At 68.8% G+C, this 12996-nt stretch carries 11 protein-coding genes; 6 read left to right on the forward strand and 5 right to left on the reverse strand.

Translation table 11 applies throughout. The features are described from left to right. Positions 1-2: 2 nt before the first annotated feature. Positions 3-470 (forward strand): hypothetical protein, encoded by a 468-nt coding sequence (locus EAD98_RS16045; RefSeq protein ID WP_121654869.1) that lies wholly within the window; start codon positions 3-5, stop codon positions 468-470. Here EAD98_RS16045 and EAD98_RS16050 read toward each other — a convergent pair. Then, positions 400-1347, reverse strand: coding sequence for a DUF389 domain-containing protein (locus tag EAD98_RS16050; RefSeq protein WP_121654870.1), 948 nt, complete (start codon positions 1345-1347; stop codon positions 400-402). The two genes, EAD98_RS16045 and EAD98_RS16050, sit on opposite strands and share 71 nt — an antisense overlap. 497 nt (positions 1348-1844) lie before the next feature. Here EAD98_RS16050 and EAD98_RS16055 point away from each other — a divergent pair, with 497 nt between their 5' ends. From EAD98_RS16055 to EAD98_RS16070, 4 genes are all read left to right on the forward strand, one after another. Next, positions 1845-2882 (forward strand): glycosyl transferase, encoded by a 1038-nt coding sequence (locus EAD98_RS16055; RefSeq protein ID WP_121654871.1) that lies wholly within the window; start codon positions 1845-1847, stop codon positions 2880-2882. Beyond that, a complete protein-coding gene (locus EAD98_RS16060; protein ID WP_158609803.1) occupies positions 2851-3873 on the forward strand; it encodes an NAD(P)-dependent oxidoreductase in 1023 nt (340 codons plus the stop codon). The genes EAD98_RS16055 and EAD98_RS16060 overlap by 32 nt, the downstream gene beginning before the upstream one ends. Beyond that, complete coding sequence (locus tag EAD98_RS16065) at positions 3807-5126, forward strand: glycosyltransferase family 4 protein (protein WP_121654872.1); 1320 nt, start codon at positions 3807-3809, stop codon at positions 5124-5126. Before EAD98_RS16060 ends, EAD98_RS16065 begins: the two co-directional genes overlap by 67 nt. A 258-nt stretch (positions 5127-5384) precedes the next feature. After that, positions 5385-7259, forward strand: a complete 1875-nt coding sequence (locus EAD98_RS16070; RefSeq protein ID WP_121654873.1) for a nucleoside-diphosphate sugar epimerase/dehydratase — start codon at positions 5385-5387, stop codon at positions 7257-7259. A 164-nt stretch (positions 7260-7423) separates the two neighbouring features. On the opposite strand, the gene wecB is transcribed toward EAD98_RS16070, so the two are convergent. The 4 genes from wecB to EAD98_RS16090 all read right to left on the reverse strand — a co-directional run bounded on the left by wecB (position 7424) and on the right by EAD98_RS16090 (position 11791). Then, entirely contained in the window at positions 7424-8548 is a 1125-nt protein-coding gene (gene wecB, locus EAD98_RS16075; protein WP_121654874.1) for a non-hydrolyzing UDP-N-acetylglucosamine 2-epimerase, read from the reverse strand. A 60-nt stretch (positions 8549-8608) separates the two neighbouring features. Then, entirely contained in the window at positions 8609-9739 is a 1131-nt protein-coding gene (locus tag EAD98_RS16080) for an NAD-dependent epimerase/dehydratase family protein (protein ID WP_121654875.1), read from the reverse strand. Beyond that, positions 9733-10773: an SDR family NAD(P)-dependent oxidoreductase gene (locus EAD98_RS16085; RefSeq protein ID WP_121654876.1), complete on the reverse strand. Its 1041-nt coding sequence runs from the start codon at positions 10771-10773 to the stop codon at positions 9733-9735. The genes EAD98_RS16080 and EAD98_RS16085 overlap by 7 nt, the downstream gene beginning before the upstream one ends. A gap of 133 nt (positions 10774-10906) precedes the next feature. Further along, a complete protein-coding gene (locus EAD98_RS16090; protein WP_158609804.1) occupies positions 10907-11791 on the reverse strand; it encodes a glycosyltransferase in 885 nt (294 codons plus the stop codon). Between the two features lie 499 nt (positions 11792-12290). Here EAD98_RS16090 and EAD98_RS16095 point away from each other — a divergent pair, with 499 nt between their 5' ends. After that, complete coding sequence (locus tag EAD98_RS16095; protein ID WP_158609805.1) at positions 12291-12983, forward strand: NeuD/PglB/VioB family sugar acetyltransferase; 693 nt, start codon at positions 12291-12293, stop codon at positions 12981-12983. Positions 12984-12996: the final 13 nt, after the last annotated feature.

A 12996-nucleotide genomic window follows, 5' to 3' on the forward strand; every position in this document is an offset into this window, starting at 1 on the left:
TCGTGAGTGAGCGGGACGGCCGGGAGTGGCGGGAGCGGCAGCGACAGGCGGTGCGGGCGCACGCCGACGCGGACGCGCGGCGGCGGGCCGCCGAGCAGGCCGAGGCGGCGGAGCTGGTGGCCTGGTTCGTGGCCGAGGCGACCCGGCGAGGGCTGCCCACCACCCGGCTGGTCGCCCGGGGCTACGACGGGCGCGGCCGCTACCGGACCCGGCTGACCGGCTGGTACGTCGACCGGGCCGAAACCCGGGCGGTGGACGTGGCCGGCCGGTTCCACCTGCTGACGGTGCCGGGCGGCGTGCGGGCGCGGCTGTTCGGCGTCGATCCACAACCCAGCCCGGCGCCGTTGATCATCGGGGCGGGGGGCCGCGACGGCGAGTCGATCCCGTTGCGAACGTTGCTCAACCGGCTGCTGGACGACGGGACCGGCGGGCCAGGTTCCACCACCACAGCTGCTGCACCGCGAGGGTGAGCAGCCCGGCCAGGACGATCGCGCAGAGGTTGATCACCAGCTGAAGGGCTGACCCGCCCGCCTCGTCCCACACCCCGTAGGCGGCGGCCACGGACACATTCGCGGCGGCCGGCACCGTGGTCACCGAGATCAGCACCCCGACCAGACTGCCCGACTTCTTCGACGTCAACGAGAGCATGCCGGCCACGCCGGCGAGCAGACCGACCACCCAGGACAACGCGTCCGGCCGCCAGATGAAGTCGGTGAGCGGACGGTCCGCGAGCAGCATCTCCCGACTGACCAGTCCGGCGGCGTTCAATGCCCAGGTGCTCGCCACGGTCACGACCATGGCCGCGAGGAAGCCAACCGTGAGGGCCTGCACCGACCGGACGATCACCCCGAGCCGGCGCCGCAGCAGCGCGACGCAGAGCGCGGCGAGAGGGCCGAACTCCGGCCCGACGACCATCGCGCCGACGATGAGGATCGGCTGGTCCAGCAGGACACCAATGCCGGCGATCATGGTGGCGATGGTGAGCAGCGCCAGGTAGGTGCCGGACAGTTCGGTCTGCTCGCCGGTCTTCGCCGCGATCTCGTCCCAGACCACCGCGTCGGCGCCGCTGCCGGGTGCCCGGTCGGCCGCCCGGTCGGCGGCCGCGGAGATCGTCAGCTCGACGTCGTCGGCGGCGATGCCGCCGCTCGCGTCCACACCGAGCTGTCGCAGGACCTGCAGGACGCGGTCGGCGCTCTCCCGGACGACGTCGCAGTGGATGAGGTCGCCGCGTGGCTGGCGGGCGACGCCGGGCAGCACCACGAGGTGGGTCACCCCCGGCTCGGCGGCCAGCAGGTCGGCCACCGCCGCCGACTGGTCCGACGGAGCGATCACCCTCAGATGCAGCACGGTCTCCCCCTCGCCCGACCGGCCAGTTCTCCCCTCGCCCGACCGGCCGGTCGCGACTCTACCGCTCGACCGCGGACGGCCCGAACCGCAGGAGGGCGCACGACGAGGCCGTGTCCCTCCGCGGCTTTTCGTGGTTGATCGGGACGAAGGAGGCTGACTGTCGGCATTCGGGTCCGCTGCCCGTCTTGTGACGGTAGAAACCTTAAGTAGCTACTGCGTCGCTTTCCTCGGAGGTCGGGCGGTGCCGGTGCCTGGTGGTCTCGCGAATGGCCCGGAACACCCCCTCCCGCACACCAAATACCGGGAACGGTCGTTTGTCCCTAGTAGCGACCTCCCAATATCGATTCATCCCCCTATAGCCGGTTCAATCCGAAGGTTCGATTGGTGAATCTCGCACACATTGAAAAGGATTTTCCACGGCCAGCGAGTCACACCTGGTCAGAGCCCACGCCCTTCGGCGCCGCCCCCGCCCGCCTCGTCTCGTCAGGAACCACGCCATGATGAGCCTTCCACTCGCTGGTGGAATCCTGCTCGCATTCGTCGTTGGCGCCGTGCTGCAGCCACTGATCCTCCGCCTGCTGAGAGCAGCCGCAGTCCTCGACATGCCGTCCGAGCGGTCCTCGCACAGCACACCAGTCCCGCGCGGAGGCGGCGTGGGGGTCGCCGCGGCGGCAGGGCTTGCACTTGTCCTGAACGAGCACGCACGACCTATTGCCATACCGCTGCTCTTCTTCGCGGTCATCGGGCTCCTGGAAGACCTCCGTGGGCTCCCGATCCGCATCCGGCTACTTCTGCAGTTGCTCGCCGGCCTGGCCACGGGCGTGGTCCTGGTGCCGAGCGGGCACGCGTTGTACGTCCAGGTGATCCTCGTACTCGCCCTGGCGGCGTGGCTGGCCTCGTATGTGAACGCCTTCAACTTCATGGACGGCATCAACGGCATCTCGGCGGTGCACGCAATCCTCGGCGGAACGGTGTACGCCGTACTCGGAGTGCTCACGGACCTTCCGCTACTGATCGCGGCCGGCAGTATGATCGCCGCCGCATCCCTGACATTCCTCCCCTGGAACGCGTGGGTCGCCAAAGTCTTCCTCGGTGATGTCGGGTCGTACGCCCTCGGCGGCGCGCTCGGCACGATCGCCGCGTACGCGATCGTTCGCGGCACGCCGCCGGAAGCTGCCGTGGCGCCACTCGCCCTCTATCTCGCCGACACAGGCTGGACGCTCCTGCGCCGCATCCGTAACGGCGAGGCCTGGTATCGCCCGCACCGGCACCATGCCTATCAGCGTCTGACCGACAGCGGGTGGTCACATCAGCGGGTCACAGTGGCCACCGCGCTCACCGGCGCGGTCGTGGCCGGCTGTCTGATCGCCGCGTCCTTCAGCGGACCGCTCGCCCGTGCCGCACTGGATGCCGTGGCCCTCGCCATCCTCGCCGTCTACCTCGCTGCCCCCCGGTGGCTCACCGCTCAGCGGCCCCAGCCTCAGTCGGAAGGAAGGACGATCCATGTCAGAACTGTCAGCCCAACGAGTCGCTGACCTCGCCGGACCCGGGAACCGGCCGATCAAGAGGATCGCGGTGCTCGGCAGCAGCGGCTTCGTCGGCCGAGCGGTTGTCGCCGAGCTGGGCTGCAAAGGAGCAGAGGTTCAGCCCGTGACCGCGCCGCGCTTGTCGTGGCCGCTCACTCAGGCTCTCACAGCCAATGCGGTGCCGGCAGATCTCCACGAAGGCGTTGTCGACGCACTAGCCAACCAGCTCGACGGCGCCCAAGTCGTGATCAACACCGCCGGCTTGCCGGACGGGTCCGCCCCGGACAGTCCCGCGTTGTACGGCGGAAACGCACTGCTGCCCACCCTGGTCGCCCGAGCCAGCGCTCTGGTCGGCGCCAACCGGATGGTCCACGTCAGTTCTGCCGCAGCACAGGGCCCGATGGCGCTCGACGAGACGCCACGGACGATGCCCTTCTCGCCGTACTCGCGCTCCAAGGCGATTGGCGAACGCCTGCTGCAGCGCGAGGACGGCATCGGCACTGTCATCTACCGGTCGACGTGGGTCCATGATGTGGATCGGCCGAACACCCGGGCGCTCATCCGGCTCGCACAGTCGCGCATGAGCTGCGTCGCCGGGGACGGCACCGCACCGACGCCCCAGGTGCTCATCGACGATGTCGCCAGGGCGATCGTCCATCTCGGGCTCACCCACGAACCGGTGCCGCCCATCGTGCTCCAGCCCTACAACGGCATGACGACAGGGCTCCTGCTCCGCCTCCTCGGAGGTCGCGAGCCGCTGCACGTCCCACCACGGGTGGCACGGTACGTGACGCGCGGCCTCACTGCGTACGGGAAGACGAGCCTGAGCGCCAATGCGCAAGCACGTCGGGTGGACATGCTCCTGTTCGGCAAGCGACAGACGCCGGGCTGGCTCGCCGACCAGGGGTTGGCACCCGAGCTGCGCCCCGAGGCATGGGAGCGGCTGAGGACGGCCGCGGCTGGATCGGTGTCTGCTCCGGCCGCGGTGGCAGCGCGGTGAAAATCGGGATCATCACGCAGTGGTACGACCCGGAGGGAGGCTCCGCCGTTCTCCCGGGGATCATCAGCCGGTCGCTCGTCGCACTGGGGCACGAGGTGCATGTGCTCACCGGCTTCCCGAACTATCCTTCCGGCCACCTGTCTCCGGGATACCGGCTTCGTCCGTACCAGTTCGAGATGATGAACGGAGTCTCGGTGCATCGGGTGCCGCTGGTGCCCAGTCACGACCGGTCGGCAGTCAGGCGGGCTGCCAACTACCTCAGCTTCGCGGTCTCGGCAGCGGTTCGACTGGACCTGCTCCGCACGGTCGACGTCTGGTTGGTCTACTCGTCACCGGCGACTGTGACACTGCCCGCGATGATGGCCCGTTGGCTACACGGACGCCCGTACGTGATCCTCATGGAGGATCTGTGGCCGGACACCCTGGCGGAGAGCGACTACGTGCGCCCTGGCCGTCGCACCGACCTCATAGTCCGGTTGCTCACCAGGTTCTGCGACGCGGCGCACCGCACGGCATCGTCGGTGGCCGTCATCGCGCCCGGTATGGCGGATATCCTGACCAGCCGCGGAGTCCCCCGGGACAAACTTTCGGTCGTCTACAACTGGGTCGACGAACGTGTCTTCCGCCCGAGGCCACCTGACCCGCAGTTGTCGGCCGCCCTCGGGCTGGACGGCTTCGTCGTCATGTATGCCGGCAGCATGGGCAATCTCCAAGGGCTCGATGTCGCCGTCGACGCACTGGAGCATCTCGCCGACATCCCGGACCTGACACTCGTCTTCGCCGGCAGCGGCGTAGAGGAGCGCCGCCTACGCGAGTCGGCCGCACGGTACGCCCCCGGCCGGGTGGTCTTCCTCGGCCAGCAGCCGGTCGAGCGGATGGTCCAGCTGATGCCACTCGGGGACGTCCAGTTGATTTCCTTGCGCGACCAGCCCTTCCTCCGGTCGATCATGCCCAGCAAGGTGCAGAGCACCCTCGCATGCGGGCGTCCCATCGTCGCCGCCCTGGCGGGTGACGCGGCCCGGCTCGTGGACGAGTCCGGTGCCGGATTCGTTGCTCCTCCCGGCGACGCCTACGGGTTGGCCGACGCCATCCGCCGGATGTACGAGTTGGGCGCTGAGAAGCGCGAAGAGCTGGGCCGCTGCGGCCGGCTGTTCTACCTGGAACGGCTCTCGGAGCGGGTGGGCAGCGTTGCCCTCGCGAAGCACCTGGAGAACGCCGTCCACAGCCACAAGGCCGTGCCACAGCCGCTCTGACAACTGCTCAGGGTCGCCAGCCACCGGGCCTCAGAGGTACGGAGTCTCCTCCGGCAACGCCTTCTCGCCGAGACGTACTCGTCGAGGGTGCCGGAGGACTGTTCGGCACATGCCACGGCCAACGGGACAACCGGAACTTCAGCTCATATAACCCAAAACCGGCCAACAGGGCCTCTTTGCCCTGTAACAAGGACAAAGAGCGTAACGCTCCTTCTGCCGGGCGGTGGAAGTACTCGGAACGGGACAGGGAGCCAGTACATGCCGCAGGACACGCAGCACGGGGAGCGGTCGGCCCAGCGGACACGGCGAGCCAGGGCCCGCCGCCGCGCCGCCGGATTTCTCGCGGCCGACACCACCGCCTGGGTCGGCGGTTCAGTCGCGGCCGCTTGGACCCGATTCGAGTTCCAGCTCCCCCCGGGCCAGCTCGCCCGAGCCGCAGCGGTCGGAATAGTCGCGGCAGTCATCCACGTGGCAGTCGCTGCGCTGCGCCGGCTCTACTCCGGACGACACCCGCTGGGCAGCCTGCAAGAGGTCCAGGGCCTCGCCGGCACCACCATCACGACGGCCTGCATCGTGCTGCTGGGCCTGCTGCCGTCCGGCGACCGGCCGGTTCCGGCGAGCACGCCTTTGGTCGGCGGTGCGCTCGCCCTGCTCTTCATGCTCGGCGCCCGGTTCGCGTACCGGCACCGGCGCGACCTCGCCATGCGACCAGACGTCCAGTCGTCGACGCCGGTGCTGCTGTTCGGGATGGGCGATGCCGGCCAGGGACTGCTTCGGGCCATGGTCAGCGACCCGCGCGGCCGGTATCTACCAGTAGGCGCGCTGGACGACGACCCGGACAAGCGCGACCTGCGCATCGGCGGGGTGCGTGTGCTGGGCGGACGGCACGACGTCGCCGCCTCGGTCCGGCGTACCGGCGCCAGCGCCGTCATCTTCTCGGTGGCCAACGCCGACGCCGCGCTGATCCGCCAGATCCGTGAGGCCACCCTTGAGGCCGGCGCGATGTTCAAGGTGCTGCCCCCGGTGCGGGACCTGGTCGATCACCGGATCACGGTCACCGATGTTCGGGACGTGCAGATCAGCGATCTACTCGGCCGCCGCCAGGTGATCGGTGATCTACCGCTGAGCACCAACAGCCTGACCGGGCGGCGGATCCTGGTCACCGGTGCCGGTGGGTCGATCGGCTCCGAGCTCTGCCGTCAGGTGATGAAGGCCAATCCGGGTGAGCTGATGATGCTGGACCGGGACGAGTCGGCCCTGCACAGCCTTCAGATGTCGCTCGCCGGGCGGGCCATGCTGGACGGTCCCGAGCTGATCCTCGCCGACCTGCGGGACGACGAGGGAATCCGGCGGATCATCCGGGAGCGTCGCCCGGAAATCATCTTTCACGCGGCGGCGCTCAAACACCTGACGCTGCTGCAGCGGCACCCGGGCGAGGCGATCAAGACCAATGTCTGGGGCACACTCTCGGTGCTGGACGCCTGTCAGGACGTGGCGAAGTTCGTCAACATCTCCACGGACAAGGCGGCGGACCCGATCAGCGTCCTCGGCTACTCGAAGCGGATCACGGAACGATTGACCGCGCACGCCGCGTCCCGATTCCCGGGAACCTTCCTCAGCGTCCGGTTCGGCAACGTGCTGAGCAGCCGCGGCTCGGTGGTGACGGCCTTCCAACGGCAGATCGAGGCCGGAAAGCCCCTGACGGTCACCCACCCGGACGTCAGCCGCTACCTGATGACCGTGCAGGAGGCTGTCCACCTGGTGCTCCAGGCCGCCGAAATCGGCCGGGACGGAGAGGCACTGGTGCTCGACATGGGCGAGCCGGTCCGGATCGTCGACCTGGCTCGCCAGATGGCTGAGCAGGCATCCAGCTCCGTGCCGATCGTCTACACGGGCCTCCGGCCCGGCGAGAAGCTGCACGAGGACCTGCTCGGGACGGGCGAGGTCGACACCCGGCCGTTCCATCCCCTCGTGTCCCACGTGGCCGTGCCGGCGCTCGATCCGATGGAGGTGAGCGGGCTCGACCCGTACGAGGATGCGGCGAAGGTCGTCGAGCATCTCGCGCTGCTCTGCACCCAGCCGACCGATCCGGTGGTGGATGGTCCGCTGGGCGTACCACTGCAGTCACGCTGATCAACCGGACCGCGACGAACGGGGTGACGCCACGCGGCGTCACCCCGTTCGTTCCACGGCGAGGCGTCTTCCCCGGGCGCTCTGATTAACGCGACTGCAACCAGATCCACCAACAGGGCCGGCGACCGCAGAGACGCGCTCGCCGGCCCTGTTGGCTACCTGGTTCAGGGGCGGATGCCGGCCCAGTCGTGGTGGCGGCGGACGGTGGAGAGAATGAAGTCGACCACCCGCCGGGAGGTGTCCGGCACCTGGTAGTCCACCGGGCAGGGCACCCCCTGCGCCGCGACCTGGGACACGGTCACCTCGACGGCCTCGACCACGCCCTGCGGGTCGAGGCCGGTCATGATGATGCCGCCGGCGTCGAGCGCCTCCGGTCGTTCGATCGACTCACGCAGGGTCACCGCGGGGAAGCCGAGGATGGCGGACTCCTCGCTGATCGTTCCGCTGTCCGACAGGGTGCAGAACGCCGTTGTCTGCAGGTGCACGTAGTCGAGCAGACCGAACGGCTCGTGGAACGCGATGCCGTCCAACGCGGTGGCGTCCGGGGCCAGCGCCTCCAGCCGTTTGCGGGTCCGCGGGTGGGTGGAAACCAGCACCGGCAGGCCCCACCGGTCGCGGACCGCCACCAGGCAGTCCAGCAGCCGACGGAGCCGGTCGGGCCGGTCCACATTCTCCTCTCGGTGCGCGCTGACCAGGAAGTACCCGCCCCGCTCCAGCTCCAGCTGGCGCAGGATGGTCGAGTTGGCGATCGGCGCCCGGTAGTGCTCCAGCACCTCCCGCATCGGCGAGCCGGTGTGCAGGATCCGACGCGGGTGCAGGCCCTCGGCGAGCAGGTTGCGACGGGCGTGCTCGGTGTAGACCAGGTTGAAGTCGGCCACGTGGTCGACCAGCCGCCGGTTGGTCTCCTCCGGCACATTCAGGTCGAAGCAGCGGTTCCCGGCCTCCATGTGGTAGACCGGCACCCGCATGCGCCGCGCCATCAGAGCGGCGATACAGCTGTTGGTGTCGCCGAGCACCAGCAAGGCGTCCGGTCGCACCTCCGCGATCGCCGCCTCCATGCCGACCAGCACCCCGCCGAGTACTCGGCCGAGCGATGACGTGTCGACGCGGAGAAACCGGTCCGGCTCCCGCAGGCGCAACTCCTTGAAGAACACGTCTGACAGGGTGCTGTCCCAGTTCTGTCCGGTGTGCACCAGCGTGTGATCCACCGTGTCGTCCAGTCGGGCGAGCACCCGGGAGAGCCTGATGATCTCGGGTCGCGTGCCGACCACCGTCATGATCCGAGTCATTCCCGTCCTCTTCCTGCTGCCACCTGAGTCAGTCCTCATCGAGCAGATTGGCGCCGAGCATCATGCGCTGACGGCGAGCGACGCCGACCGGGCCGCCTCCACGGGCTCGGGCCAGGTGTCCGGCCGGTTCGGGTCGAACAGCTCGTTGGTCCAGAACATCGTCACCAGCTCGTCCGCGCCGGTGTTCACCAGCTTGTGCACCCACATCGTGGGCATGTCCACGAGCACCGGCTCGTCGCCGCTGACCGGGAACCGCAGCACCTCGGCGTCGTCGACCCGGCGCAGACTGATCTCGGCCGAGCCGCGCAGCACCACGAACCGCTCCACCTTCGCTAGGTGGTAGTGCTCACCACGGGTGATTCCGGGACGGGTCGTGGAACAGAAGGTCTGTCCAGCACCCCCGTGCGCCTTGACCGTCTCGACCAGCTCACCGCGGGCATCAGCCCGGCGGGGCAGCGCGAGCGGATAGTGCGCGGGGAAGCAGTGCGACCGGTAGGTGTTGAACAGGCGTATGTCCTGCCGGTCGGGAAGGGACGGGATCTCGCCCGTCCGGTATGTGGCCGCCATCGCGGTGAGCCGGTCGGCGAGGGCCCGGACCCCGATCCGCAGCGCCGGCATGGCCGGGTCCCACGACCCACCGGTCGGCACGCCAATGAGCCGGGCTGCCGCATCGGTGACGTGCACCAGCCTCAACTCCCGGTCGGCGTGCACCTCCGGCCGGCCGCCCTCGGCGAGCACCCGACAGAACGTCGCCACCGCCGAGTTGTAGTACGGACGCCCGTGCTCGCCGTAGAGGTTCGGAAGCAACACGTCGTCGAGGTCGACACCAGCGCCCGCTAACAACCGCGCTGCGGTCGCCTTGGCGTCCCCGTACGGGGTGCCGTTGCCGGCCTGCACGGAGTTTGCGTAGACCACGCGCACCGGAGGGTCCGGACACTGCTTCAAACCCTCCGCGAGCTGCACGGCCAGCTGGACGTTTCCGGCAGCGACATCGGCCGGCTCACCTCGGTTGACTCCGGCCAGATGCAGCACCCGGTCGACCCCCCCGGTCAGCTTTGCCGCGACCAGGCGGGGATCGGCCAGGTCGCCACGGGTCAGCACTATCGGCTCCGGCCAACCCAACGCGCGCAGCAGCACGCGGACGTGCCAGCCGAGGAAACCCCCAGCGCCAGTGACCGCGAGCCTCAACACGCCAGCACCGGATCCCGCAGCGCCAGCTCCGCGCGCACCTCAGGCAGTGTCTTCAGCAGCTCGATGATCTCGGGTACGCCGAGCTGCGGCGCGTTCGCCGAGTTGAAGTCCTCGGTCAGCCCGTCACCAAGACCACCCTCAGAGACGTAGAGCGCGTAGTTTAGGTCGCGGCCGTCAAGCGGCACCCGGAGGAAGTCGCCGAAGTCCTCGGCATGAGCGAGCTCCTCTCGACTGGCCAGCGTCTCAGCCTGCTTCTCGCCGTGCCGTACGCCGATCACATCGAGCTTGGCGGGCACGTCGAAGAGTTGGCAGACCGCCTCGGCCAGGTCTCCTACGGTGCAGGCAGCGGCCTTGCGGACGAAGATGTCGCCGGGCCGGGCGTGCCGGAAGGCGTGCTCGACGAGCTCCACCGACTCGGCCAACGACATCAGGAACCGGGTCATCCCCGGGTCGGTCACCGTGGGCGCCCGACCCGCCTTGATCTGTTCGATGAAGAGCGGAATCACCGACCCACGGGAGTACATGACGTTTCCGTACCGGACGCAGGAAACCGTGGTGGCGCTGTTCGGGTTGTTCCGAGCGTGCGCCTGGGCAACCTTCTCCATCATGGCCTTGCTCATGCCCATCGCGTTCACCGGGTAGACGGCCTTGTCGGTGCTGAGTAGCACCACCGAGCCGACGCCGCCTCGCTCGGCAGCCTCGACGACGTTGCTGCTGCCCAGCACGTTCGTCCGGACTGCCTCGAGCGGGAAGAACTCGCATGACGGCACCTGCTTGAGGGCGGCCGCGTGGAAGATGTAGTCAATGCCACGGCTGGCCTTGAGCACGGAGTCATAGTCCCGAACGTCCCCGACGTAGTAGCGGACCCGCTCGTCGCCAAGCAGCCGACGCATCGCGTCCTGCTTGGCCTCGTCCCGGCTCAGCACCCGGACCTCGCCGACGCCACGGCTCAACAGTCGGCGGACCATGGTCTGGCCGAAGGAACCCGTACCGCCGGTGATGAGCACGCGGCGTCCGACTACTGGCTGGGTCACGGAAGCTCCTCTTTGGTCCTCACGGGTCGAGCGCGCCCGGAGGCGGTCGGGCGGGCAACATCTCGAGCAACGAGCGAGGCATCCGGGCAGACACGTCAAAAACGCTTCAAATCACTCGTCCGGCTAGAAAACCTCAACTTTGATCGACGATCTCGCTCATCAGGTCCAGGATGTTCACCCCGGCCATTTCGGCACGCCACCGCCTGTAGGCGTCGCCCGCCGCCAGCCTGGTGGCGCGGCGCTGTTCGGAGGTGAGCCCAGCCCACCGGTCGATCTCCGCTGCCCAGGCACCGGCCGTAAGTTCCGGGAGCACCGCGCCACCGCCGTCCCGCAGGATCGCGCTCCACGGCGTCCGATCGGAGCAGAGCACCGGGCAGGAGCCGGCAAGACTTTCCGCGATGACGTGACCGAAGTTCTCGCCGAGGGTCGGCAGCACCAGTGCGTCGTGGTGTGCGAGCAAGTCCACCACGGCTGACGGCGCGAGGCTCCCGTGATATCTCGCCCGGACGTTCGGCGGGAGCGCGGCCAGCAGCCCTTCGCACCGGCGCCAGTAGGCGGTATCCTCGATCGGACCATACACGTCCAGCAGCACCGGACGCCGTACGATAGCCAAGGCCTCCAGTGCGAGGGCCAGGTTCTTCATCGCTGCGACCCGACCGACGAAAACCAGCCGCAGCGGTCCCGGTGCGGAGGCGGGGATCGGTGCCGGCTCCGGCGGTAACGCCGTCTGGTTCGCGTTGATCCGGACGGTCGCCCACGGGAACATCCTGCGGACGTCAACCGCCTCCCGCTCGGTCGAGGCGTGAAACTCGACGGCGAGGCTACGGAGCACCCGTCGCCAGCCAGTGACGAACAGTCGCTTGCGGCCGGGCTTCAGGGACAGCGCGCCGGGCGAGCACTCACCCCGCGGGGCGACCATCACTCGTCTCGCGCGCAGCAGGCCGATTCGGACGGCGAGGACAGGTACCAGAGACATCGGCGCCCACAGGCTGTTCACGTAGAGCAGGTCGAAGCGCATCGCGCGCAACTGCCGCCAGAGTTGGTACCACTGCCGGGGCTGCCGCCGTGCCAGGTAGAACACTCTGGCCCGGCCGCGATCCACCCATCGACCGGACAACCCCGGGTACGCCTCCGCCGCACCCAGATCACGGTCCCGGGTCACCAGGACCGGGGCGACACGGGCCGAGGCAGCGTCGAGGATGTGCGCGACGGACCGGACCGGGCCGCCACCGCGGAAGCCCGGTTCGAAGAACGTGCACGTGACCAGCACCCGGAAAGGCGTCGGCTCTGACGATGTCTCCCGCCCACTCTGAGACGGCCGGGAAATCACATCGTACTCCTGCATCCGGGACCTCCCGCATCCGCCGCGTCGGGGAACGATTCTGCAAACGACACGGACGCGCGGCCGGTTACTGATTACGCGGCCCTGACGGCTGAGATATTCGTCTCCGCCGGCGATTGTCGCGCCTAACATGAAAGATCAGGTGTCCTTATCGATGGGCCGGTATAACAGTGGCATGACCACCGCCGAGGTCGCGCGGATTCCCGCTCCCGACCGCTCCGAGCTCGCCGGCTCGCCACTGGTCGTGCTCGGCACATCGGGACACGCGCGGGAGATTGCCTGGATCGCGGAGCAGGCCGGACGCCGACTGCTCGGCTGCGTCGGCCCGCTCCGGCCCGTGGAAGCGGCCCGCCTTCCCGTCGCCTGGCTGGGCGAGGACGACTGGTTGGACACTGCCGAACCTGGAGTGTGCTACCTCATCGGTGTCGGAGACGGTGCCGTGCGAGCGCGGATCGACGTCATGGCCAGCCGCAACGGTCGTCGCTCCGGGTCGTTGGTCTCTCCGGCGGCGACCGTCGGCGCCCGGTGCATGCTGGGAAACGGCACCGTCTTGTGGCCTGGCGCGATCCTCACCACGGATGTTCGACTCGGACGACACGTACATGTCGGAACTGGCGCGACGGTAAGTCACGACACCGAGATCGATGACTTCGCCACGCTGCTGCCGGGGTGCCGGGTGGCCGGCAGCAGCCGGGTCGGCCGGGGCGCGACCATCGCCGCGGGCGCGATCGTCGTTGACAACATTTCCATTGGACAGAACGCGGTGGTGGGTGCCGGCGCAGTGGTTGTCCGCGACGTTCCGGAGAACGTTGTAGTGGTAGGCGTTCCCGCACGGATTTTGCGATCACACCGCCCCGCAGAGCACTGATCGAAGATAATTC

Origin of the sequence: Micromonospora sp. CV4, assembly GCF_003667455.1 — a bacterium.
In the GTDB taxonomy this organism is placed as follows: domain Bacteria; phylum Actinomycetota; class Actinomycetes; order Mycobacteriales; family Micromonosporaceae; genus Micromonospora.

What these genes read in the sequence shown, in the direction of transcription:
- EAD98_RS16055 (WP_121654871.1), top strand. Translation starts at nt 1,845, where the DNA reads ATGATGAGCCTTCCACTCGCTGGTGGAATCCTGCTCGCATTCGTCGTT.
- EAD98_RS16060 (WP_158609803.1), top strand. Translation starts at nt 2,851, where the DNA reads ATGTCAGAACTGTCAGCCCAACGAGTCGCTGACCTCGCCGGACCCGGG.
- EAD98_RS16065 (WP_121654872.1), top strand. Translation starts at nt 3,807, where the DNA reads ATGGGAGCGGCTGAGGACGGCCGCGGCTGGATCGGTGTCTGCTCCGGC.
- EAD98_RS16070 (WP_121654873.1), top strand. Translation starts at nt 5,385, where the DNA reads ATGCCGCAGGACACGCAGCACGGGGAGCGGTCGGCCCAGCGGACACGG.
- wecB (WP_121654874.1), bottom strand. Translation starts at nt 8,548, where the DNA reads ATGACTCGGATCATGACGGTGGTCGGCACGCGACCCGAGATCATCAGG.
- EAD98_RS16090 (WP_158609804.1), bottom strand. Translation starts at nt 11,791, where the DNA reads ATGCGCTTCGACCTGCTCTACGTGAACAGCCTGTGGGCGCCGATGTCT.
- EAD98_RS16095 (WP_158609805.1), top strand. Translation starts at nt 12,291, where the DNA reads ATGACCACCGCCGAGGTCGCGCGGATTCCCGCTCCCGACCGCTCCGAG.